This window comes from Novosphingobium sp. TCA1, assembly GCF_009811895.1.
Classification (GTDB): domain Bacteria; phylum Pseudomonadota; class Alphaproteobacteria; order Sphingomonadales; family Sphingomonadaceae; genus Novosphingobium; species Novosphingobium panipatense_A.
This window is the reverse complement of record NZ_BLJH01000016.1, coordinates 116,314-138,716: the sequence shown is the minus strand read 5'-3', so window position 1 is coordinate 138,716 and position 22,403 is coordinate 116,314. Positions and strand designations below refer to the sequence as shown.

Here is a 22,403-nt window from a genome sequence, read left to right as displayed (position 1 = left end):
CGGCCCCGCTAGTCTGAGATAATTGCGGGAGGACGCACGGTCGTTCTCCCCGGTATCACCGATACGGGGATCAGGCAGGCATGACTCTACTCAACGACCAGTTCTTCGACAGCCTGGGCAGTTCCATCAAGGACACGCTCGAAGCCGATACGCTGCCCCCGGCCTGCTACACCGACGAGGAATTCCACCACTTCGAGAAGGCCGCGCTGTTCGAGCACGAATGGCTCTGCGTCGGCCGCGCCGAGTGGCTGGAGCAGCCCGGCGACTTCTTCACCGTGACCCGCGCCGACGAGCCGATCATCGTCACCAAGACCCGCGACGGCACGGTCAAGGCGCTCTCGGCGGTCTGCCAGCACCGCGCCATGCTGGTGGCGGAAGGCCATGGCAATGCCCGCGCCTTCGTCTGCCCCTACCATCACTGGACCTACGACCTCGACGGCACGCTCGTCGGCGCCCCGGCGATGAACCGCACCTGCAATTTCGACAAGAAGGCCGCCAGCCTGCCCGAAATCCGGCACGAGATCTGGCACGGCTTCGTCTTCATCAACCTCGATCCCGCAGCCCAGCCGCTGACCCCGCGCCTGTCCGGGCTGGAGGAGGTCGTCGCCAACTACGACTTCGCCAGCCTGCGCGGCCCCCGTCCCGAGGAAGCCACCGTGTTTCCGTGGAACTGGAAGGTCATGCTGGAAAACAACAACGACGGCTATCACGCCAGCCGCCTCCACGCCGGGCCGCTGCACGATTTCATCCCGAGCGGCCTTGCCAGCTTCCCGGACGTGCCGGAGGATTCGGCGGGCTACTACCGGCTCAACGGCACGCTCCACAAGAACGCCGCCTTCAACGCCACGCAGAAGTCCGTCTTCCCGGTGTTCCCGAAGCTCACCGAGGAAGAGCAGAACCGCCTGCTCTTCGTGAACCTGCCCCCCAGCCTCTCGCTGGTCGTGCTCAACGATACCGTGCTCTACCTCATCATGGACCCGCGCTCGGCCCAGTCACACGCGCTCACCATAGGCACGCTGATGGTGCCCGAGGCGATGGACGATCCGCTGTTCGAACTGAAGATGAAGATGAACGACACGGCGGTCGAGGAAATCGTCAGCCAGGACTTCCACGTCGACGAACTGGTCCAGCAGGGCCTGCGCTCGAAGTTCGCGCCGCGCGGGCGCTATTCCTGGCAGGAGGGCGCCCAGCGCCTGCTCAACGTCTGGCTGGTCGAACGCTATCGCCGCGAATGGGACCGCCGCCGCCGCGGGCCTTCCGCGCCGGTCACGCGGCTGCGCGCCTGATTCACAGGGTTTTACCGTCACCCATTCCCGACGGTCTGCGGCGTCCGGTCTCGTACCGGGCGCCGCCTTTTATTCAGCGGCGCGAGGAATCAACGATTCGTGCGCGGCATGGCGAGCGCCCAAGGACGGTCCGGCTAGGCCAGTCCCCAGACCAACGGGAGCAAGCCTCAATGACCAACACCCTCATCTTCGTCGATTTTGCCACCGACGATCCCGCCAAGGCCGGCGAATTCTACGCCGAAGTCTTCGGCTGGGAGAACGATGCCCGCCCCCACGGCATCTACCACCGCATGGTTCCCGGCGGCTTCTTCCAGAACAAGGACGGGTCGGACAGCCAGATCGGCAACCTCCACCTCGGCGTGTTCGATGCCAATAACGCCCGTCCGCATCCGAATCCCGAGGGCGTGGAGCCGCGCACGCTGTCCACCGAGGGCCGCAAGGCGCGGATCTGGGTGCTGATCGGCGACGACGACAACGAAGACCGCATCCTTTCCACCGCCGAGAAGCTGGGCGGCAAGGTGCTCTGGCGCAATCACTACTGGAAAGAATTCAACGGCTACAACCACGCCTTCGCCGATCCCTGGGGCAACGAGATCATCCTCTGGGGCAAGGCAGGCGAGAACCCGCAGATTCCGGCCGACTACACCCGCGAGTAGCGGCGGTTCGCCCGGCGGCGCGACAAGTTCTTGTGCGCGCCGCCGCAAGACCGCCCCGCCCCCTTCTCCATAGCCTGACCCCATCCAACCCGCACCCGGAGCCAGACCCGCAATGAGCCGCCTTCCCATCGTTTTCTTCGGACATGGCAGCCCGATGGTGGCGCTGGAGAAAAGCCCCGTCACCCGCAGCTGGAACCAGATCGCGGGAAGCATCGGCAAGCCGCGCGCGATCCTGTGCATCTCGGCCCATTGGCAGACGCGCGGAACCGCCGTCACGGCGATGGCCCAGCCGCGCACGATCCACGATTTCGGCGCTTTCCCGCAGGCCCTGTTCGACGTGCAGTACCCCGCCCCCGGCGACCCGGAACTGGCCGGGCGCGTGCGCGAGCTGCTGGAACCCATGCCGGTGAAGATGGACGCCAACTGGGGGCTGGACCACGGCACCTGGTCGGTGCTCGTCCATGCCTATCCCGAGGCGGACGTGCCGGTGATCCAGCTGGGCATGGACCTTGGCAAGAGCCCGGCCGAGCACTGGCTGGTCGGCCGCATGCTGCGCCCGCTCCGCGACGAGGGCGTGCTGATCATGGGCACCGGCAATATCGTCCACAACCTGCCCGCCATGGACTGGGCCAATCCCGCCGCCGATCCCTATCCCTGGGCCGAGCGGTTCAATTCCACCATGTGCCGGGCGATTGCCTCGGACGATCCGCAGACCGTGATCGACTACGAGGCGCTGGGCGATGCCGCCCGGCTCTCCGTGCCCAGTTCCGACCATTTCCTGCCGCTGCTCTACGTCCTGGGCGCCCGCCACGAGGACGAAGCCGCGACGTTCGAACCCGACTTCATCCAGCACAAGTCCCTCAGCATGACGAGCGTGCTGATCGGCGGCGCCTGAAGCGCGCACGCCCCACCCCTTTCCTTCCCAACAGGAGTTCCGATGGCACTGATCAGCCTTAAGCCCGAACCAGCCAGGGAGTCTGCCCTCCAGCCGACCGCCCTGCACCATCTTCGGGCGACGCCGGAAACGGTACATTGGGGCTATTTCTCGCCCGAGATCAAACCCGCCCTCCATGTGAAAAGCGGCGACCTGATCCAGGCCCAGGCCGTGACCCATCACGCGGGCGACGATCCCGAACTGATGTTCGACGACGACATCCGCCGCATCTTCACCGAGATCGACCCCGCCACCCGCGCGCCCGGCTGCCACATCATGACCGGCCCGATCTTCGTCGAAGGCGCGGAACCGGGCGACATGCTGGAAGTGCGCTATCTCTCGATGCGCCCGCGCTTCAACTACGGGTCGAACCTGGCCGCCAACTGGGGCCATCTCTACCAGGAATTCGGCGAGACCGAGCGGGTGACGATCTACAAGATCGATCCCAACGCCAATACCGCCAGCGCGCTCTACGCCTATGACGTGGACGAGAAATACGTCGTCCCCGGCCGCATCACCCATTGCCCGGAATGCGACCGCTCCACCGCGCTGCCCGGCATCACCATCCCGGCCCGCCCGCACCTCGGCACCGCGGGCGTCGCGCCTGCCGTCAACGCGGCGGTGAGCACGATCCCCCCCGGCCTCCACGGCGGCAATATCGACAACTGGCGCATCGGCGCGGGTGCGACGATGTACTACCCGGTGCAGGTCAAGGGCGGCCTGTTCTCGATCGGCGACCCTCACATCAGCCAGGGTGACGGCGAGATCAGCGGCACCGCCATCGAAGCCTCGCTCGACGTGCTGTTCCAGATCGTCCTGCGCAAGGATTTCCAGTTCCCCTCTCCCCTGCTGGAGACGCCGGACTGCTGGATCGTCCATGGCTTCGGAGAGAATCTCGACAAGGCGATGAAGTCCGCCTCGATGGACATGCTCCACCTCCTCACCGAGCATCAGGGCCTGTCCCGCAACGACGGCTATTCGCTGATGAGCGTCGCCGCCGATTTCGGCGTGACCCAGGTGGTGGACGGCACCCAGGGCATCCACTGCCGCATCGAACGCCGCATCTTCCCCGAGAAGGGCAGCGTTCGAGATCCCGAATAATACCGAACGCACCGGATGCGGGAGCCCTCACCCTGCGTCCGGTGCGTGCCCATGACGAGAATCGGAGCCCGACGATGGGTTATGAACTGATCGATGTCCGCCCTCTGACCAAGCGCATCGGCGCAGAGATCTTCGGCGTCGACTTGCGCCAGCCGCTCGGCAACCAGGCCTTCGCGGAGATCCACGACGCCCTGATGAAGCACCAGGTGGTGTTCTTCCGCGATCAGGACATCGATCACGAGGCGCACAAGGCGCTGGGCCGCGCCTTCGGGCAGCTTGCGATCCATTCCGGGGTCGCGGGCCTGCCCGATCATCCCGAAGTCGTGGCGATTCACGCGGACGAGAACTCGAAATTCGTCGCGGGCGAGAACTGGCATTCGGACCTTTCCGCCGATGCCGAACCGCCGATGGGCTCGATCCTTCACATCCACACCCTGCCCGAGCACGGCGGCGATACGCTGTTCGCCAGCATGTATGCCGCCTACGACGCGCTTTCCCCGGCGATGAAGGCCTTCCTCGATCCGCTGACCGCCGTTCATGACGCCAACCACGTCTACAAGGCGATCTTCCCGGATTCGACCAAGACCTACCCCTGCAATTCGCACCCGGTGATCCGCACCCATCCGGTGACGGGGCGCAAGCTGCTCTTCGTGAACTCTTCCTACACCACGAAGATCAACGAGCTTTCCGGCCCCGAGAGCAAGGCCGTGCTCGATTTCCTGTTCGACCATGTGAAAGACGCGAACTTCCACGTCCGCTTCCGCTGGCAGAAGAACTCGGTGGCCTTCTGGGACAACCGCTGCACCCAGCATTTCGCGGTCTGGGACTATTTCCCGGAAGTCCGCTCCGGCTTCCGCGTGACCGTGGCGGGCGACCGGCCATTCTGATTCCCCGCATGAAGCTGCGCCTGCTGCTTGCCCTTTCGGCAATGCTCGCGGTCACGCCCGCGCTGGCCGCTTCCCCGGCGGACGTGCTGAAAGGCGAACTCGACGCCATGGTCGCGGCGGGCGAGCTGCCGCAGGCGCTGGTGCTGATCGAGCAGCACGGCAAGCCGCTGGTGGAAGTCGCCACCGGCTATGCCGACATCGAGAGCCGCAAGCCGATCGAGCGCGATGCGATCTTCCGGCTCTATTCGATGTCGAAGCCGATCACTTCGGTCGGCGTGCTGATGCTGGCCGAAGAGGGCAAGCTCGCCCTCACCGATCCGCTAGGCCGATACCTGCCGGAAATGGCCGACTTACGCGTCTGGGACGGCAGCGCGGCGGCGAACACGGTTCCCGCGACGCGCCCGGTCACGATCGAGGACCTGCTGCTCCACCGCTCCGGCCTCACGTATGAATTCATGGGCGATACCCCGGTCCAGCGCTGGTATCGCGAAAACGGGGTGGCCCGCGCCACGGCCGTTGCCAGCACAGCCATGCAGGTGCCGCCCGCCACCACGCTGGACGAACTCGTCGCCCGCCTCGGCAAGGCGCCGCTGCTGCACCAGCCGGGCGCGCGGTTCAGCTACGGCTTCTCCACCACGGTACTTGGCGCGGTGATCGAGCGCGTCTCGGGCGAGAGCCTCGATGCGTTTCTGAAGGCCCGCATCCTTTCTCCGCTGGAGATGAAGGACACCGCTTTCGTCGTCAGCGACGCGCAGGCACCGCGCCTCGTCACCGGCTATGCCGCCAGCGCCGCGGGCCTCAGGGCGGTGGACCGCCCCGAAAAGTCCGAATACCGCGATCCCACCCGCCTGCGCGACGGCGGCGGCGCTCTGGCCGGAACGCTGGAGGACTATCGCCACTTCGCCGAAATGCTGGCCGGTCGCGGTGTGTGGCACGGCAGGCGGCTGCTCAGGGCGGAGACTGTGGACGCCCTGTTCACCCCGCGCCTGCGCACCGGGGGCGGGGAGCACCTGGATGCGCCTTTCGGCTACGGCCTCGCCATCGGCGATGCGGGCACCGAGGCGCGCGGCGGCCTGCCGGTGGGCGCGGGAAGCTGGTCCGGCTCGGCCAATACCTACTTCTTCACGGACCCGGCGCACGATGTGGTGGCGATCCTGATGACCAACGAACTCACCCCCGGCCCTTTCGAGGCCCGCACTTGGAAACTGCGCGAGGCGCTGAACCGGGCCGCTCTGGCGGCGATGAGGCGCTGAAATAACAAATAACAGGCGAAACGTGGTCCTTCGCCCGATTTTCCGTATAGTGCCCGGATGAGCGACCAGACCCCCGCCGCCCATCCTTCCCACTTGGCCCAAATCGGGGGCCAAAAACCGGTCAAGCCCGCTACCTTCCCCTGTTTCGCCCTGGCGCCATGGGCGATCGTGGTGCCCTTCCTTGCGCTTGCGGCCATAGCGCTCGGCAAACCCGCCTCGATCGCGATGGCGGTGCTGATCGCGGTGGTGCTCGGCGCGGCGATCATGGCGGCGGTCTATCACGCCGAAGTCATCGCCCACCGGGTCGGCGAACCGTTCGGAACCCTGATCCTGGCCTTCGCGGTGACGGTGATCGAAACTTCGCTGATCGTCTCGATCATGCTGAGCGAGGGCGTCGGCGCGCAGGCGCTGGCGCGGGACACGGTGTTCGCGGCGGTGATGATCACCATCAACGGCATCGTCGGCGTCTGCCTGCTGCTGGGCGGGGGCCGCCACCACGAACAGGGCTATACCCAGTCCGGCGTCAACCACGGGCTGGCGATTCTGGCCACGCTCTCCGTCCTCACCCTGGTGATGCCCAACTTCACCACCAGCGAGATGGGCCCGTTCTACAACGACAAGCAGCTGATCTTCGTCGCCGTGGATGCGCTGATGCTCTACGGCACCTTCGTCGTCGCCCAGACCATCCGCCACCGCGACCACTTCCTCTATCCCGAGGAAGCGGACGGCACGCATGACACGGTTCCCCCTGCCAAGGCGGTGGCCGCCGGGGTGATGCTGGTGGTCGCCCTGGTGGCGGTCGTCCTGCTGGCCAAGGCGCTCTCGCCCTCGATCGAGGCCGGGGTGGCGGCCATCGGCGCCCCGCCCGCGACGGTGGGCATCATCATCGCCGCGCTCGTCCTCGCCCCGGAAAGCCTCGCCGCCCTTAGCGCCGCGCGCGCCAACCGGGTACAGACCAGCCTCAATCTCGCGATCGGATCGGCACTGGCCACGATCGGCCTCACCATCCCGGCCGTGGCCATCGCCTCGATGTACATGGGGCTGGACCTCGAACTCGGCCTCTCGTTCAAGTCGATCGCACTGCTGGGCCTGACCCTGCTGGTGGCGACGATGACGCTGAGCACCGGCCGGACCACGCTCGTGCAGGGCATGGTCCACCTGGTGATCTTCTCGACCTACCTGTTCACGACGCTGGTGCCGTAAGGACCGGAATCACAAGCGCCCGTGAATAAAAAAGCCGACGTCATCCTGAACTTGTTTCAGGATCCATTTCGCCGATCAGACCGATGGTCACGGCTGCGCGATGGATCCTGAAACAAGTTCAGGATGACGTTGCGTCACGGACGAAGCAGCCTGCCCCGCGCCATCAATTCCGGTAAAGCGCGTCCATCCGCTCGCCGTAGCGCTCTTTCAGCTTGTGGCGGCGGATCTTGAGGCTGGGGGTCATTTCCTCGTTCTCGATCCCGAACGGCTCGTCGGCGAACGTGAACTGGCGGACTTTCTCGATCACCGAGAGATCGGCGTTGACCCGGTCGATGGCGCCGCGAATCTCGGCGCGGAAGGCCGGAAGGCCCTGGAGCGCCTTGAAATCGAACTTCTCGCCATTGGCCTTGGCCCATTCCAGCGCCCAGTCGGCATCGGGCACGATCAGGCCGACGATGTAGGGGCGGCGGTCGCCGTGGACCATGGCCTGCGCTATCTCCGGCTGGAGCGTCAGCATCGATTCGACCTTCTGCGGAGAGACATTGTCGCCCTTGTCGTTGACGATCATGTCCTTCTTGCGGTCGGTGATCATGATTCGCCCGCGCGCGTCGATGTGGCCGACGTCGCCGGTATGGAGCCAGCCGTCCTTCAGCACCGCCTCGGTGGCGGCGCCGTTCTGCCAGTAGCCTTCCATGACCAGCTCGCCGCGCACGAGGATTTCACCGTCCTCCGCGATCCGCACTTCCACCCCGCGCAGCGGCGGGCCGACCGTATCGTGCTTGATTCCGGCGGCGGGCCGGTTGCAGCTGATCACCGGCCCGGCCTCGGTCTGGCCGTAGCCTTGCAGCAGCGTCAGCCCCATCGCGTCGAAGAAGGCGCCGATCTCGGGATTGAGCGGTGCCCCGCCCGAAACCAAGGCCTTGATGCGACCGCCGAACTTGGCGCGCACCTTGGGCCGCAGGGTGCGTTCGATCACCATGTCCAGCGGATAGTCCAGCAGGCGGCGACGCCCGGCCTGCTCGCGTCCGGCAATGCCCATGGCCATTTCCATCAGCCGGGCCGGAATCGCACCCTGCTTCTCGATCTGCTTCATGATGCGCGTGCGCAGCACTTCGAACAGGCGCGGGACGACGACCATGATCGTCGGGCGCACTTCCTCGATATTGGAGGCCAGCTTGTCGAGGCCTTCGGAATAATAGATCTGCCCGCCCATTGCGATTGGCAGGTACTGGCCGCCGGTATGCTCGTAGGCATGGCTGAGCGGCAAGAACGAGAGGAAGGTCTCGCCCTCGTCGCAGCCGAAATCGTCGATGATGATCTGGGCGCAGCCCGCCACATTGGTCAGGATCATGCCGTGGTGCTGGCGCACCCCGCGCGGGGCGCCGCCGGTGCCGCTGGTATAGATGATGCAGGCCAGGTCGCGGCGGCGCATTCCGGCCACCCGCTCGTCCACGTCGGCGCGGGCTTTCGCCGCGTCGCCTTCCAGCAGCGCCGCCCATTCATGCACTTCGTAGGCCCCGCCCTGCATCGGCGGCAGGGCTTCCATGCCGATGACATGGCGGCAAAGGTCAGTCTGGACGATCGCCGGAAGCAGCGCCTTGCCGAGCTTGGCGGTGGAGACGATCGCCGCACGGGCGCCCGAATTCTCCAGGATGTGAATGTGATCGCGCGTGGTGTTGGTGGTATAGGCGGGCACGGTAACGCAGCCCGCCGCCATGATCGCCAGGTCCGCAAGGCACCACTCGGGCCGGTTCTCCGACACGATCAGCACCCGGTCGCCCGGCTGCAGGCCCATGCGCCGCAGCGAGGCCGCCATCAGGCTGACCTTGCGCGCGGCCTCCGCCCAGCTCGTGGAGTGCCAGGTTCCGTCCTGCTTCGCCCAGAGCATGGGCGCATTGCCCAGCCTGTCCGCCCGCTTGAGAAACAGCGATACCAGGTTGGTGGTCTTGTCGAAGTCACCAAGATCCATGCCGACCCTCGTCCTCTCTATTCATGCGGAATTGTCCGTTCTGATCAACGTCTAGGCGCGTGCAGAGGTTGCGGCAAGCCAGGCCGCATCCGTAATTGCCCCGATATGAGCGGGTTTCGGCCTTATTCCGTGCCCACCGCTTCGGTGATGGAGGCAAAGCCGTCGCGCTTCATCAGCGCTTCCAGGCCCTTGCAGATGGCCCGGGCGATGCCGGGGCCTTCGTAGACCATCGCGCTGTAGACCTGCACCAGGCTGGCCCCGGCGCGGATGCGCGCCCAGGCGTCCTCCGCCGTGGCGATGCCGCCGACGCCGACTAGCGGCACCGCGCCGCCGGTGGCCTTGCGGAAATCGCGCAGGCGCTGCTGGGCCAGATCGCGCAAGGGCGCGCCCGAAAGCCCCCCGGTTTCGCCACGATGGGCCGAGTTCAGGGCGGGACGGGAAATCGTGGTGTTCGAGACGATCAGCGCGCCGAGCCGCTTTTCGACGGCGATGCGGGCGATCGCGTCGATATCGGCCGGTTCCAGATCCGGCGCCACCTTGAGGAACACCGGCGGGCCGCCCTCCCCGCAGACTTCGCCGCGCGCTTCCAGCACCGCGTCGAGCAGGCCGGTCAGCGCCGATTCGTCCTGAAGCGCGCGCAGGCCCGGCGTGTTCGGGCTGGAGATATTGACCGCCAGATAGGTCGCCAGCGGCGCCATCAGGCGGGCCATCGTCGCATAGTCGGCAATGCGGTCCGCCGCGTCCTTGTTGGCGCCGATATTGATGCCGACCACGCCGGGGCGATCCTTGCGCGCCGCCAACCCCTGCAGCGCGACTTGCGCGCCGCGATTGTTGAAGCCCATGCGGTTGATCACCGCGCGGTCCTCCACCAGGCGGAACAGGCGCGGCTTCGGATTGCCCGACTGCGGCAGCGGCGTGATCGAACCGACCTCGGCAAAACCGAAGCCCAGGCCCAGCAGGGCATCGGGAACCTCGCCGTCCTTGTCGAATCCGGCCGCCGTGCCGACGGGGTTGGGAAACCGGATTCCCGCTACTTGCGTGGAAAGCGCGGCGGGAGAAGCCGGGGCACGGGTGGTTCCGGCCAGCTTCAGCGACTTGAGCGCGAGGCCATGCGCCGATTCGGCGTCCAGGCGGAACAGGGCGGGTCTGATCAGGGAGTAAAGCACGCGCCGCGCATAAACGCCTCGGGGCTGTTGCTCAAATGCTTCTTATCCTGCGTGCCATTCGCAAAATCGGGTGAGGGGCGTCACCGCGGGGGCACGCATGTCGCAATTATACAATAAATCGGGGATGCCCCGGCATACAGGAGAGTCGCGACCCGAAGGGCTCGTAGCGGGATGCGCACGAGTTCTTTATTACCTTGATGGCGGTTCCCGGCTTGTCCGGGGACCGCCTTTTTTCCTTGGGTAATGGCCTGACCGGCGCGAATTCTCTCCAGAAACGAGGAATTTGCAACAGCCCGATCGCTTTTGTCGCACAAAACCTGTGCGAAACTCCATTGAAACCCGAGGGGTCCTGCACTAGGTGGCAAATCGGAAAGAATTGATCCACTTTAACGTCGCGAGTCCCGAAAGCCGCCGATATGCGCCTGTCCAGCATGGCCGATTACGCTGTCGTCATCATGTCCGCCGCGACTCGGCATTCGGGAACCTGTGCCCATCATCCCGAGGATTCGCGGATGAGCCGTATCTCGGCGGCGCAGCTCGCGGAAGAAACCGGGCTTCCGGCACCCACGGTGCAGAAGCTGGTGAGCAAGCTGACCGCTGCGGGGTTGCTGCAATCGACCCGCGGCGTCGGCGGCGGGCTGAAACTGGCCCGCGCCCCTGAAACGATTTCGATTGCGGATATCGTCGAGGCAGTGGAAGGGCCGATCGCGCTCACGGCCTGCCTCGAACAGGGCAAGCACGAATGTACGCTGGAAGGCGGATGCAGCGTGCGCCCGCACTGGCCGCAGGTGAACGCGGCGCTGCGCGGCGCATTGGCGCAAGTGGTCCTGACCCAGCTCGTCGAGGAAGTATGAATGACTGAGGAAACCTCCCCCGAGGGCACCATCGAGGTGCGCGAAGTCCATGGGGACGATCTGCGTGAAGTCGAAGTGCGCGATCAGGCCGCGCGCGAGGCTGCGGCCCGCGTGGCCGACTACGAGCACGGCTGGGTCGCCGACATCGAGCAGGAATACGGCCCCAAGGGCCTGTCCGAAGAGACCATCCGCTTCATTTCGGCCAAGAAGGACGAGCCGGAATGGATGCTGGAATGGCGCCTCAAGGCCTATGCCCGCTGGCTGGAGATGACTCCGCCCGACTGGGCCAAGCTGAACGTGCCGCCGATCGACTACCAGGAAGCCTACTACTGGGCCGCGCCCAAGAAGAAGCCTTCGCTGTCCAGCCTGGACGAAGTCGATCCCGAGATCCTCAAGGTCTACGAGAAGCTGGGCATTCCGCTGGAGGAGCAGAAAGTGCTCGCCGGTGTCGAGGGCGCGCGCAAGGTGGCCGTGGACGCGGTGTTCGATTCGGTCTCCGTCGCCACCACCTTCCGCAAGGAGCTGGAGCAGGCGGGCGTGATCTTCCGCTCGATCTCCGAAGCGATCCGCGAATACCCCGAGCTGGTGAAGAAGTGGCTCGGCAAGGTCGTACCGGTGCAGGACAACTACTTCGCGGCGCTGAACTGCGCGGTCTTCTCGGACGGCACCTTCGTCTACATCCCCGAGGGCGTGCGCTGCCCGATGGAGCTGAGCACCTATTTCCGCATCAACGCGGAAAACACCGGCCAGTTCGAACGCACCCTGATCGTCGCCGACAAGGGCGCCTACGTCTCCTACCTCGAAGGCTGCACCGCCCCGCAGCGTGACGAGAACCAACTTCACGCCGCCGTGGTCGAACTGGTCGCGCTGGAAGATGCCGAGATCAAGTACTCGACCGTGCAGAACTGGTATCCCGGCGACGCGCAGGGCAAGGGCGGCATCTACAACTTCGTGACCAAGCGCGGCCTCTGCCAGGGCGCCCGCTCGAAGATCTCGTGGACCCAGGTGGAAACCGGCTCGGCGATCACCTGGAAGTATCCCAGCTGCGTCCTCAATGGCGAGGATTCGGTGGGCGAGTTCTACTCGGTGGCCGTCACCAACAATTACCAGCAGGCCGATACCGGCACCAAGATGATCCACAACGGCAAGGGCAGCCGCTCGACGATCATCTCCAAGGGCATCTCGGCGGGCAAGAGCAACAACACCTATCGCGGCCTCGTCCGCGTGGCCGCCAATGCCGAGGGCGTGCGCAACTTCACCCAGTGCGATTCGCTGCTCCTGGGCAAGGAATGCGGCGCCCACACCGTGCCCTATATCGAAGTGCGCAACCCCAGCGCCCAGATCGAGCACGAGGCAACCACCAGCAAGATCAGCGACGACCAGCTGTTCTACGCCATGCAGCGCGGGCTCGACACCGAGCAGGCGGTGGCGCTGATCGTCAACGGCTTCGCCAAGGAAGTGCTGCAGCAGTTGCCGATGGAATTCGCCGTCGAAGCGCAGAAGCTGCTGGGCATCAGCCTTGAAGGCTCGGTGGGATAATGACGCAGGCCCCAATCCCAACCCCTCCCTTGACGGGGAGGGGCTTGTCCAGTCGCGAAACCAGCGTACGTACCAACTCCCCTCCCCTTCAGGGGAGGGGCCGGGGGTGGGGGCTCTCCGCCACCCGCAACGCCGAGATCGCGCAATTCGCCCGCGAAATGCGCAATGAACAGACCGAGCCGGAAAAGCGCCTGTGGCGCGCGCTTTCGCGCTCGCAACTCGGCGGATTCAAGTTTCGCCGGCAGGCGCCGGTCGGCCCGTTCATCGCTGACTTCCTGTGCCCGCAAAAGGCGCTGATCGTGGAAGTCGACGGCGAAACCCACGATGCAGGCAGCGACCGTAGGCGTGATTCCGCGCTTGCCCGGATGGGCTTCACCACCATTCATGTCACCAATGCAGAGGTGATGCGCAATTTCGAAGGGGTTCTGACCTTCGTCCTTGGCGCCTTGCACGAGGCGCCGGATCGTTGGGCGAGCCCCCACCCCAACCCCTCCCCTGAAGGTGAGGGGCTTTCGGACACTTCTTTTCCTCAAGGACTTCTACCATGACCGCCGCCCGCAAGACCCTCGGCATCAGCAGGGACGCCGCGCCGAAGGCCGACGCCAAGGCCAGCTTCAACGTCACCGGCGCACGCCTCGAAACGCTCAAGGAGCGGGCGAAGGAACAGCGCCGCAACCCCAGCGAGGCGCAGAAGGCGCTCTGGGCGGAGCTTGCCGGTTCGAAGCTGGGCGGCGTGAAGTTCATGCGCCAAACCGTGGTCGGCTCCACCATCGTGGACTTCGCATGCCCCTCGCGCTGGATCGTCGTGCAGCTCAGCCCCGAAGACTCCAACCCCGACGTCAACGAATTGCAGGACCGCAAGCTCATCGAAGTGGGCATCCGCGTGCTGCGCTTCTCCGAGGACGAAGTGCTGGAGCGCATCGAGGGCGTCGTGCGCGAGATCACCACCGAACTCAACGTGCCCTTCGACAAGCGCTCCGCGCGCCGGAAGGCCGGTGCCACTGCCGCCCCCCGCTTTGATGAGGGAGCCGAAGGATGACCATGCTCAAGATCGATAACCTTCAGGCCAATGTTGCCGACAAGCCCATCCTCAAGGGTCTCTCGCTGACGATCAATCCGGGCGAGATTCACGCGATCATGGGGCCGAACGGCGCGGGCAAGTCGACGCTGGGCTACACGCTCGGCGGCCGTCCCGGCTATGAGGTGACCGGCGGCTCGGTCGATTTCCTGGGCCAGGACCTGCTCGAACTGGAACCGCATGAGCGCGCCGCCGCCGGGCTGTTCCTGGGCTTCCAGTACCCGGTCGAGATTCCCGGCGTCTCCTTCGTCCAGTTCCTGCGCGAAGCGGCCAATGCCCAGCGCAAGGGCCGGGGCGAGGAAGTGCTTTCGGGCGGCGAATTCCTGAAGCTCGCCCGCGAAAAGGCGGGCTTGCTGCGCATGGACATGGACATGCTGAAGCGCCCGGTGAACGTCGGCTTCTCCGGCGGCGAGAAGAAGCGCGCCGAGATGGTGCAGATGGGCATCCTCGATCCCAAGCTGGCGATCCTGGACGAGACCGACTCCGGCCTCGACATCGACGCGCTGCGCATCTGCGGCGAGGGCATCAATGCGATCATGCGCGCGCCCGACAAGGCCGTGCTGCTGATCACCCATTACCAGCGCCTGCTGGACTATGTGAAGCCGGACTTCGTCCACGTTCTGGCCGCAGGCCGCATCGTCAAGACCGGCGGGCCGGACCTTGCCCTGCGGCTTGAGGAAGAAGGCTACGAGGCGGTGGTCCAAGAGACGGCGGCATGAGCGAAGTCGCGGCTCTCCCGACGCGGAAGCACGAAGACTTCCGCTATTCCGATATCGGCGCACTGGCCGGTGTCTGGCCGATCGCACGCGAAGAGATCGTCGTGGCCGATGGCGGCGAGGAATCGCTCCAGATCGTCGAGAACGGCGCTGCCGCCGTGGCCCGCCACATCGTGATCACGCTGGGCAAGGGCGCGAAGTTCGATCTTCGCGTGCTTTCGGCGGGACCGGTCTACGGGCGTATCGCAGTGGATGTGCGGCTGGCCGAAGGCGCGGACTTCACGCTGGGCGCGGCGCAGCTTGCCAGTGGCAGCGAGACGCTGGAGATCGTCACCGAAGTCACCCACGCCGGGCTGAACGCCACCTCCAGCCAGATCGTGCGCACGGCGCTGGCGGGCCATTCGGTCGGCACCTACCTCGGCCGCATCGCGGTGGAGCGCGGGGCCGACGGCACCGATGCCGAACAGTCGGTCCGCGCCATGCTGCTCGATCGCACGGCGACCGCCAATGCCCGCCCGGAACTCGAAATCTATGCCGACGACGTCAAGGCGGCGCATGGCTGCGCGGTCGGCGAACTCGACGCCAACGGGTTGTTCTACCTGATGAGCCGCGGGCTCACCCCGCCCGAGGCCAAGCGGCTGATGCTCCAGGCCTTCATCGCCGAAGCCTTCACCGGCGCGCCCGGCGAAGCGGAACTGAGCGAGGCTGCCATCGCCCGGCTGGAGGCGATTCTGTGAGTACCGATACGCTCGTCCTCAAGGACCAGTTCCCCGGGCTTGCTGGCAACTGGCACTACCTCGACACCGGCGCGACCGCGCAGAAGCCGCAGGCCGTGATCGACGCCACCGTCAATGCGCTGGGCCGCGACTATGCGACCGTGCATCGCGGCGTCTATGCCCGCTCTGCCGATATGACGCTGGCGTTCGAGGCCGCGCGCCGCAAGGTCGCCGCGTTCCTGGGCGGACATGAGGATGAGATCGTCTTCACCCGCGGCGCGACCGAGGCGATCAACCTCGTCGCGCAGAGCTGGGCCGCCACGAATCTCAAGGCGGGCGACCGCATCCTGCTTTCGGTGCTGGAGCATCACTCCAACATCGTGCCCTGGCAGCTGCTGCGGGACCGGATCGGCGTGGAGATCGACGTCTGCCCGCTGACCGATGACGGCCGGATCGACCTTGAAGCGGCCGAACGTATCCTCACCCCCGCGCACAAGCTGGTGGCCTTTGCGCATGTCTCGAACGTGCTCGGCTCGGTGCTTCACGTGGAACATGCGGCGAAGCTGGCCCATGCCGTCGGCGCCAAGCTGCTGATCGATGGCTGCCAGGCGGCGCCGCGCATCGCCCTCGACGTGGCGGCGATGCAATGCGATTTCTACGTCTTTTCCGCGCACAAGCTCTACGGCCCCACCGGGATCGGCGCGCTCTGGGCGAAGAAGGCCACGCTCGATGCCATGCCCCCGTGGCAGGGCGGCGGGTCGATGATCGACCGCGTCACCTTCGAGAAGACCACCTATGCCCCGGCGCCGCAGCGTTTCGAGGCCGGCACGCCGATGATCGTCGAGGCTATCGGCCTTGCCGCCGCTGTCGACTGGCTGACCGCGCAAGGCCTTGACCGGGCCGAGCGCCACGAGCGCGATCTGGCCGCGCGCCTCCGCGCCGAACTCGGCAAGCGCAACGACATTACCCTGTTCGGCCCGGCGGATTCGGTCGGCATCGTTTCTTTCGCGATGGACGGGGTGCATCCGCACGACCTCGGCACCATATTGGATGAAGAGGGCGTCGCGATCCGCGCCGGCCACCACTGCGCGCAGCCGCTGATGGACCACCTCGGCGTTCCGGCCACGGCCCGCGCCAGCTTCGGCCTCTACAGCGACGACAGCGATATCGAGGCGCTCATGAAGGGTATCGAGCGCACCCGGAGAATTTTTGGATGAGTGAAGAGAAGCCTAGATTTACGGTCGAGGAAGTCGATTCGGTAACGCCCGCGCCCCGCGCACGGGTGGAGGACGTGCCTGTTCCGGTAGAGCGCAAGCGCGACTATCTCGACGGGTTCCTTGCCGAAAAGCCGCAGGACATCGACCCCGGCCAGCCCGGCGGATCGATCTACGACGGCGTGATCGACGCGCTGAAGGAAATCTTCGACCCCGAGATCCCGGTAAACATCTATGACCTCGGCCTGATCTACGGCGTCGACGTCTCACCCGAGGCTTCGGTTTCGGTAACGATGACGCTGACCACGCCGCATTGCCCGGTGGCGGAATCGATGCCGGGGGAAGTCGAGATGCGCGTCGCGGCAGTGCCCGGCGTGCGCGATGCCGAAGTCAACCTCGTCTGGGATCCGCCATGGGACATGGCCAAGATGTCCGACGAGGCGAAGCTCGAACTGGGCATGCTCTGATGGCGACGCTTGCTCCTACCATTACCGTGCGCCTGGCGGACTATGCCGACGCGGCCGATGCCGCGCGCGTGGTCGCACTGCTGGAAAGCTATGCGCGCGATCCGATGGGTGGGGGCAAGCCGCTGTCCGACGACGTGCGCGAGCGGCTGGTGCCCGGCCTGGCCGCGCACGCCGGCGCTTTCTCGCTGCTGGCCTTCGCCGGTGACGAGGCGCTCGGATTGGCGAATTGCATTACCGGATTCTCGACGTTCGCCGCACGTCCGCTGGTGAACATCCACGACATGGCCGTGCTGCCCGAGGCGCGCGGCAAGGGCGTGGGCCGCGCGCTGATGCTGGCGGTCGAGGCAGAGGCCCGCGCGCGCGGCGCCTGCAAGATCACGCTCGAAGTGCTGAGCGGCAATGACACGGCCAAGGGCCTCTACGCCGCGCTCGGCTACGGCGACTATGCGCTGGACCCGCAGGCGGGCACCGCGCTGTTCTGGGAAAAGAAGCTATGACCACCGCTACCGAAGCCAAGCCTGCACGCCAGCGTCCGGCGGCAGTCATCCTCACCGCCAATGCCGAAGCGCGCATCGCCAAGCTGATGAGCGAAGCGCCCGAAGGCACCATCGGCGTGCGCCTCTCCACCCCGCGCCGGGGCTGCTCGGGGCTGGCCTATTCGGTGGACTACGTCAGTGAGGAAAAGCCCTTCGACGAAAAGATCGAGACCCCCGGCGGCCTGTTCTACATCGACGGCGCCTCGGTGCTCTATCTGATCGGCAGCACCATGGACTGGGTGGAAGACGACTTCACCGCCGGTTTCGTCTTCGCCAACCCCAATGCCAAGGGCTCGTGCGGCTGCGGTGAGAGCTTTACGGTTTAAAACCCTACTTGCGCAGCGCCGCAATACAGGCCGCGCGATCGACATCCTGCCCGTCCGACACCCGCCGCGCATCGATGAACGACGCGCGCGGCTCCTTCGAGGAGGCGGAGGGGTAGAGGTAGATATCCAGCAGGCAGGCCTTGCCGGTGAACTGCAGCTTGCGCGCGTCGCCTTCCCAGACGTTGAGACGCGGCTCGCCGAACATGCGCACGAGCTGGCTCTCGTTCGATCCGATCACGCCTTCCGCACCCGGAATCGCCTGAAAACTGGGATCGCGCGCAGTATGCGTGGGCTGACGGACATTGGGAACCTGCGTCCCGCGCCTGGGCGGATTCGGCTTGCCCGCCACCCCGCCGCCGCCACCGGATGTGCTGGCGCACCCGGCAAGCAGCAGGGCAAGCCCCGCGGCGGCAAAAGCGGCGCGCAGGCGGGTGGGCTGAATCATCGGAATGGCGGCTGCCGCCCAGCGGTCTTGAGTCATGGTCGCGCTCCGCATTGCCCGGCCTTCGCACGGTGTCAACTCTCGCCGCGCTTGCGAAGCGGCGGCCCGCGCGCTACTCGCGACACAACTTCCAGACAATCCAAGGACTCTCTTTCGCATGGCTGAACCCACCGTGCCGCCCGCCTTTGACGTGATTGCCATCGGCAACGCCATCATCGACGTGATCGCCAATTGCAACGACGCGCTGATCGAGGAACTCGGTCTTTCGCGCGGCGGCATGATGCTGATCGACGCGCAGCAGGCCGAAAGCCTCTACGCCGCCATGGGCCCGGCCCGCGAGATCTCGGGCGGTTCGGCCGCCAACACCCTGGCCGGCCTGGCCGCGCTGGGCGCGAAGTGCGCCTTCATCGGCCAGGTTGCCGAAGACCAGCTGGGCGAAGTCTTCACCCATGACATCCGCGCCGGCGGCATCGCCTTCGACGTGCCCGCCCGCGCCGGCGTGCCCACTGCGCGCTGCCTGATCTTCGTGACGCCGGACGGCCAGCGCACGATGAACACCTTCCTCGGCGCCTCGCAGCACCTCCCCGCCGAAGCACTGGACGAGAGCGCCATCGCCAACGCCGCCGTGCTCTACCTCGAAGGCTACCTCTGGGATCCCGAGGAACCGCGCGCCGCAATGCGCAAGGCCATCGAAGCCGCCCGCGCCGCAGGCCGCAAGATCGCCTTCACCCCTTCGGAATGCTTCGTGATCGACCGTCACCGCGCCGACTTCCTCGACCTGATCGAGACCGGCAAGATCGACGTGCTGTTCTGCAACGAGCACGAAATGGCCGCCCTCGTCGGCCATGACGATTTCGAAAAGGGCGTTGCCCAGCTCGCGCCGCAGATTCCGGTCCTCGTGGTCACGCGCGGCGCCCAGGGCGCGGTCGCGATCTCGGGCGGGCAGCGCGCCGAAGTCGGCGCCGAGCCGATCGAGCGCGTCGTCGACACCACCGGCGCGGGCGATCTCTTCGCGGCCGGCTTCCTGTTCGGCCATGTGCGCGGCAAGAGCCTCGAAGAGAGCCTCCAGTACGGCGCGATCTGCGCCTGCGAGATCATCTCGCACTACGGCGCCCGCCCCGAGGCCGACCTCAAGGCCCTGATTTCCGAACGCGTCGGCTGATCCGGCTCAGGCCTCAAGTCATGAAGGGCTCCGTTCGCAGGGACGGGGCCCTTCTTGCATGCCCGACGTTGACGGCGGCGGCCATGCAGGACAGTCTGTCCCGCATGGCCCAGAACGAACCGATCCTGATCGATTTCGAAGCGAGCTGTCTGCCCGAATACGGGCTTTCCTTTCCGATCGAAGTGGCCGCCGCGCGGATCGACGGACAGAGCCGCGCCTGGCTGATCCGGCCGCTGCCGGTGTGGAAGACCTGAGACTGGTCGGAAGAGGCCGAGGCGCTTCACGGCATATCCATCGCGACTCTCGAATCGGAAGGCCTGCCGCCCGAGCAGGTCCTGTCCGAACTCACCGCCTTTGTCGGCCTGCGAGAGCCTTACTCGGATGCCGATCTCGACCAGTACTGGCTGGAAACACTGTGCCAGGGAATAGGCGCAGGACTGCCCTTCGCGATCCGCTTCCTCGGCGAATGGATGGCCGCGCGGGGCTGCACTCGCCCGGAAGTGGACGCCGCGCTGGAAGAAGCGCGCATCCGCCTGCCCCAGGCGCATCTGGCCCGGGCGGACGCCAAGCGCCTGGCCCTGGTGGTACGCCTGCTGATGGAAAACGAGCCCGCATGATCACCCGCGAAGCGACGATGCTGCGCATCCACGTCCCCGTCGCGCAGGAAACGCTGACCGCCATGCTGGGCGGCGACGGCGGGGCAGCGACGGCGGGGCGGCGGAGCGCGACCCGGTGCTGGGCGCCATCCTCGAAACGATCCGCGAGGACAACCAGCTCGGCAATTTCGGTTACTACAAGGGCGTTGTGGAAATGGGCCTAGGCTGGGAAAGCTTCGTGCCGGGCCACGATGCGACGCCGACTCTGGGCGAACCCGGCAAGGCCAGCCTTTCTCCCACGGTCGTCGTCAAGGTACACGCCCCCTGCCGCCCCGAGGATCCCGCGTTCCGCCGGGCCGTGGACCGCATCATGGCGATCCACCCCTGGGAAACCCCGGTGATTGAGATCGCGCCGCTGCGCCTCGTCTGCCGGGAGATCAGTAGGTAGTGGGCTGGCCGTATCCCTGCTCCTGCCCGCCGGAACCTTGCGGAACAGATTGGGCCGGAATCTGAACAGGAGGCTGCACGCCCGGCTGGGCCGACTGGAACCGCGCCAGACACTCCGCCTTGCGCTGCTCCCGCGCGTCGGAATAGCTCTGCGCCGTCCGGCCCGGCAGGGCGCAATCGCGCTCCGGCCTGACGGGCACCTTGGCCTGGCAACCTTCCTCGGTGGCGAAGAGATTGTCGGCACAGTCGGCCAGCGCCGCCACGTCGGCATCGTGCTGGGCGCGGCAGCTTGCCGTCCAGCGCTGCTTGTAGGACAGCTCCGCGAAGTTCAGGCAGTCCTGATATTCCTGCTGGGCGGCCTGCTGGCGGCGGGACTGTTCCTCCTGCTCGCGGGCCTGCGCCCTGGCCTGGAAGTCTTCCTGCTTCTGCCGGGCCTCCTGCTCGGCCAGCACCCGCGCTTCCTGGCGGGAGGCCTGACCCGGCAGGAAAATGCCGTAGTAATAGCCCACCCCGGCCCCGGCGAGCAGGGCCGCCGCCGCCAGCGAGGCCTTCAGTGCGGTGTCGACGTTACTCGCCATGGGCCTTCTCGCGCGCCACTTCGCGCCATCCGATGTCGCGGCGGCAGAAGCCGGTGGGGAAATCGAGCGCGTCCACGGCGGCATAGGCCTTCGCTTGCGCCTCGGTAACCGAAGCCCCGCGCGCCGTCACATTGAGCACGCGGCCGCCGCTGGCGACCAGCTGCCCGTCCTTCATGGCCGTGCCCGCATGGAAGACCTTGGCGCCCTCCGCCTCGGCCGCCGCAATTCCGCCAATCGCGCCGCCCTTTTCCGGCGTGCCGGGATAGCCGTTCGCCGCCATCACCACGGTCAGCGCGGTATCGCGGCTGAACTTAGGCGGCGCGATCGCCGCCAACCGGTCATCGGCACAGGCATGGAGCAGCTCGACCAGATCCGATTCGAGGCGCAGCATCATGACCTGGCACTCGGGATCGCCGAAACGGCAGTTGTATTCGATCAACTTGGGCCCTTCGCGGGTCAGCATCACGCCCAGGAACAGGACGCCGGAATAAGGCGTGCCCTCGTTTTCCAGCTGGCGCACGGTGGGAGCGATGATGCGCTCCAGCACTTCGGCTTCCAGCGCGGGCGTCAGCACCGGGGCGGGGCTATAGGCCCCCATGCCGCCGGTATTCGGGCCGGTATCGCCGTCGCCCACCCGCTTGTGATCCTGCGCAGAGGCGAAGGGGACGATGGTGGACCCGTCGGTCAGCGCGAAGAAGCTGGCTTCCTCGCCTTCCATGAATTCCTCGATCACCGCCTCGGCCCCGGCTTCTCCGAAGCGGCCCGAAAAGATCTCGCGCACGGCTTCCTCGGCCTCGGCCATGGTCATGGCCACGGTCACGCCCTTGCCTGCCGCCAGCCCGTCCGCCTTGATGACGACCGGCGCGCCGAACTTCGCCAGCGCCGCCATGGCATCGCTCTCGCTGGAGACGCGCTCGTACCCGGCGGTGGGGATCCCTGCGCGCTCGCAGAGGTCCTTGGTGAAGCCCTTGGACCCTTCGAGCTGAGCCGCCGCCTGACTGGGGCCGAACACCGAGAAGCCTTCCGCCCTCAGCGAATCGGAAAGACCGTCCACCAGCGGCGCCTCCGGTCCGACCACCACCAGACCCACCACATTCGCCTCGCAGAAGGCGATGACCGCACCGTGATCGGTGACATCGAGGTCGATGCAGCTTGCCACCTCGGCAATCCCCGGATTACCGGGGGCAGCCCAGAGCGCGTCGCAGAGCGGGGATTGCGCCAGCTTCCAGGCCAGCGCATGTTCGCGGCCGCCCGAGCCCAGAAGAAGGATGTTCATT

26 protein-coding genes are annotated in these 22,403 nt (G+C 66.3%); 21 read left to right on the top strand and 5 right to left on the bottom strand.

Features of this window, described 5'->3' with window-relative positions; translation table 11 throughout:
• The first annotated feature begins 80 nt into the window (after window positions 1-80).
• The 7 genes from NTCA1_RS18030 (at window position 81) to NTCA1_RS18000 (ending at window position 7,320) form a co-directional block, all read left to right on the top strand.
• A complete protein-coding gene (locus tag NTCA1_RS18030; protein WP_159831268.1) occupies window positions 81-1,286 on the top strand; it encodes an SRPBCC family protein in 1,206 nt (401 codons plus the stop codon).
• A gap of 170 nt (window positions 1,287-1,456) precedes the next feature.
• Window positions 1,457-1,942: a VOC family protein gene (locus NTCA1_RS18025; RefSeq protein ID WP_086490754.1), complete on the top strand. Its 486-nt coding sequence runs from the start codon at window positions 1,457-1,459 to the stop codon at window positions 1,940-1,942.
• Window positions 1,943-2,054: 112 nt separating this feature from the next.
• Complete coding sequence (gene ygiD, locus NTCA1_RS18020; RefSeq protein WP_159831267.1) at window positions 2,055-2,837, top strand: 4,5-DOPA dioxygenase extradiol; 783 nt, start codon at window positions 2,055-2,057, stop codon at window positions 2,835-2,837.
• Between the two features lie 42 nt (window positions 2,838-2,879).
• Window positions 2,880-3,977 (top strand): acetamidase/formamidase family protein, encoded by a 1,098-nt coding sequence (locus tag NTCA1_RS18015; protein ID WP_159831266.1) that lies wholly within the window; start codon window positions 2,880-2,882, stop codon window positions 3,975-3,977.
• A gap of 74 nt (window positions 3,978-4,051) precedes the next feature.
• On the top strand, window positions 4,052-4,864 hold the full coding sequence (locus NTCA1_RS18010; RefSeq protein WP_159831265.1) for a TauD/TfdA family dioxygenase: 813 nt from the start codon (window positions 4,052-4,054) through the stop codon (window positions 4,862-4,864).
• 8 nt (window positions 4,865-4,872) lie between these two features.
• The gene (locus NTCA1_RS18005; protein ID WP_159831264.1) at window positions 4,873-6,117 is read left to right on the top strand and encodes a serine hydrolase; all 1,245 of its coding nucleotides are present in this window, start codon (window positions 4,873-4,875) and stop codon (window positions 6,115-6,117) included.
• 57 nt (window positions 6,118-6,174) lie between these two features.
• Window positions 6,175-7,320: a calcium:proton antiporter gene (locus NTCA1_RS18000; RefSeq protein WP_086490759.1), complete on the top strand. Its 1,146-nt coding sequence runs from the start codon at window positions 6,175-6,177 to the stop codon at window positions 7,318-7,320.
• 163 nt (window positions 7,321-7,483) lie between these two features.
• Here the strand turns inward: NTCA1_RS18000 and NTCA1_RS17995 are convergent, their stop codons facing one another.
• Together NTCA1_RS17995 and NTCA1_RS17990 are read right to left on the bottom strand one after the other, a co-directional pair.
• Window positions 7,484-9,289, bottom strand: coding sequence for a long-chain fatty acid--CoA ligase (locus tag NTCA1_RS17995; protein WP_159831263.1), 1,806 nt, complete (start codon window positions 9,287-9,289; stop codon window positions 7,484-7,486).
• 122 nt (window positions 9,290-9,411) lie between these two features.
• Complete coding sequence (locus tag NTCA1_RS17990) at window positions 9,412-10,455, bottom strand: quinone-dependent dihydroorotate dehydrogenase (protein ID WP_159831262.1); 1,044 nt, start codon at window positions 10,453-10,455, stop codon at window positions 9,412-9,414.
• Between the two features lie 416 nt (window positions 10,456-10,871).
• On the opposite strand from NTCA1_RS17990, the gene NTCA1_RS17985 reads away from it, so the two are divergent.
• The 10 genes from NTCA1_RS17985 to NTCA1_RS17940 are packed head-to-tail and all read left to right on the top strand — an operon-like array spanning window position 10,872 to window position 17,901.
• Window positions 10,872-11,309 carry an SUF system Fe-S cluster assembly regulator gene (locus tag NTCA1_RS17985; protein WP_086490762.1) on the top strand — a complete coding sequence of 146 codons (438 nt, stop codon included), beginning with the start codon at window positions 10,872-10,874 and terminating at the stop codon, window positions 11,307-11,309.
• Window positions 11,310-12,848 carry a Fe-S cluster assembly protein SufB gene (sufB, locus tag NTCA1_RS17980; protein WP_236549430.1) on the top strand — a complete coding sequence of 513 codons (1,539 nt, stop codon included), beginning with the start codon at window positions 11,310-11,312 and terminating at the stop codon, window positions 12,846-12,848. It abuts the gene before it with no gap.
• Window positions 12,849-12,892: 44 nt separating this feature from the next.
• Entirely contained in the window at window positions 12,893-13,396 is a 504-nt protein-coding gene (locus NTCA1_RS17975) for an endonuclease domain-containing protein (RefSeq protein WP_236549429.1), read from the top strand.
• Window positions 13,393-13,887, top strand: coding sequence for an endonuclease domain-containing protein (locus NTCA1_RS17970; protein WP_159831260.1), 495 nt, complete (start codon window positions 13,393-13,395; stop codon window positions 13,885-13,887). The genes NTCA1_RS17975 and NTCA1_RS17970 overlap by 4 nt, the downstream gene beginning before the upstream one ends.
• 2 nt (window positions 13,888-13,889) lie before the next feature.
• Window positions 13,890-14,645: a Fe-S cluster assembly ATPase SufC gene (sufC, locus tag NTCA1_RS17965; protein ID WP_086490965.1), complete on the top strand. Its 756-nt coding sequence runs from the start codon at window positions 13,890-13,892 to the stop codon at window positions 14,643-14,645.
• Window positions 14,642-15,379: a SufD family Fe-S cluster assembly protein gene (locus NTCA1_RS17960; protein ID WP_159831259.1), complete on the top strand. Its 738-nt coding sequence runs from the start codon at window positions 14,642-14,644 to the stop codon at window positions 15,377-15,379. The genes sufC and NTCA1_RS17960 overlap by 4 nt, the downstream gene beginning before the upstream one ends.
• On the top strand, window positions 15,376-16,575 hold the full coding sequence (locus tag NTCA1_RS17955) for an aminotransferase class V-fold PLP-dependent enzyme (protein WP_159831258.1): 1,200 nt from the start codon (window positions 15,376-15,378) through the stop codon (window positions 16,573-16,575). The genes NTCA1_RS17960 and NTCA1_RS17955 overlap by 4 nt, the downstream gene beginning before the upstream one ends.
• Window positions 16,572-17,039, top strand: a complete 468-nt coding sequence (locus NTCA1_RS17950; RefSeq protein WP_133085003.1) for an SUF system Fe-S cluster assembly protein — start codon at window positions 16,572-16,574, stop codon at window positions 17,037-17,039. Before NTCA1_RS17955 ends, NTCA1_RS17950 begins: the two co-directional genes overlap by 4 nt.
• Complete coding sequence (locus NTCA1_RS17945) at window positions 17,039-17,536, top strand: GNAT family N-acetyltransferase (protein WP_159831257.1); 498 nt, start codon at window positions 17,039-17,041, stop codon at window positions 17,534-17,536. The genes NTCA1_RS17950 and NTCA1_RS17945 overlap by 1 nt, the downstream gene beginning before the upstream one ends.
• On the top strand, window positions 17,533-17,901 hold the full coding sequence (locus NTCA1_RS17940; RefSeq protein ID WP_086490769.1) for an iron-sulfur cluster assembly accessory protein: 369 nt from the start codon (window positions 17,533-17,535) through the stop codon (window positions 17,899-17,901). Before NTCA1_RS17945 ends, NTCA1_RS17940 begins: the two co-directional genes overlap by 4 nt.
• 4 nt (window positions 17,902-17,905) lie before the next feature.
• Here the strand turns inward: NTCA1_RS17940 and NTCA1_RS17935 are convergent, their stop codons facing one another.
• On the bottom strand, window positions 17,906-18,382 hold the full coding sequence (locus NTCA1_RS17935) for a hypothetical protein (protein ID WP_236549428.1): 477 nt from the start codon (window positions 18,380-18,382) through the stop codon (window positions 17,906-17,908).
• A gap of 118 nt (window positions 18,383-18,500) precedes the next feature.
• Here NTCA1_RS17935 and NTCA1_RS17930 point away from each other — a divergent pair, with 118 nt between their 5' ends.
• The 4 genes from NTCA1_RS17930 (at window position 18,501) to NTCA1_RS17920 (ending at window position 20,549) form a co-directional block, all read left to right on the top strand.
• Complete coding sequence (locus tag NTCA1_RS17930; RefSeq protein WP_086490771.1) at window positions 18,501-19,505, top strand: adenosine kinase; 1,005 nt, start codon at window positions 18,501-18,503, stop codon at window positions 19,503-19,505.
• 83 nt (window positions 19,506-19,588) lie between these two features.
• Window positions 19,589-19,759: a hypothetical protein gene (locus NTCA1_RS28765; RefSeq protein ID WP_236549427.1), complete on the top strand. Its 171-nt coding sequence runs from the start codon at window positions 19,589-19,591 to the stop codon at window positions 19,757-19,759.
• A 216-nt stretch (window positions 19,760-19,975) separates the two neighbouring features.
• A complete protein-coding gene (locus NTCA1_RS28760) occupies window positions 19,976-20,122 on the top strand; it encodes a hypothetical protein (protein WP_236549426.1) in 147 nt (48 codons plus the stop codon).
• Between the two features lie 115 nt (window positions 20,123-20,237).
• Window positions 20,238-20,549 (top strand): hypothetical protein, encoded by a 312-nt coding sequence (locus NTCA1_RS17920; RefSeq protein ID WP_236549425.1) that lies wholly within the window; start codon window positions 20,238-20,240, stop codon window positions 20,547-20,549.
• On the opposite strand, the gene NTCA1_RS17915 is transcribed toward NTCA1_RS17920, so the two are convergent.
• Window positions 20,539-21,126: a hypothetical protein gene (locus tag NTCA1_RS17915; RefSeq protein WP_159831256.1), complete on the bottom strand. Its 588-nt coding sequence runs from the start codon at window positions 21,124-21,126 to the stop codon at window positions 20,539-20,541. The genes NTCA1_RS17920 and NTCA1_RS17915 overlap by 11 nt on opposite strands.
• The gene (purD, locus tag NTCA1_RS17910; RefSeq protein ID WP_159831255.1) at window positions 21,116-22,402 is read right to left on the bottom strand and encodes a phosphoribosylamine--glycine ligase; all 1,287 of its coding nucleotides are present in this window, start codon (window positions 22,400-22,402) and stop codon (window positions 21,116-21,118) included. The genes NTCA1_RS17915 and purD overlap by 11 nt, the downstream gene beginning before the upstream one ends.
• Window position 22,403: the final 1 nt, after the last annotated feature.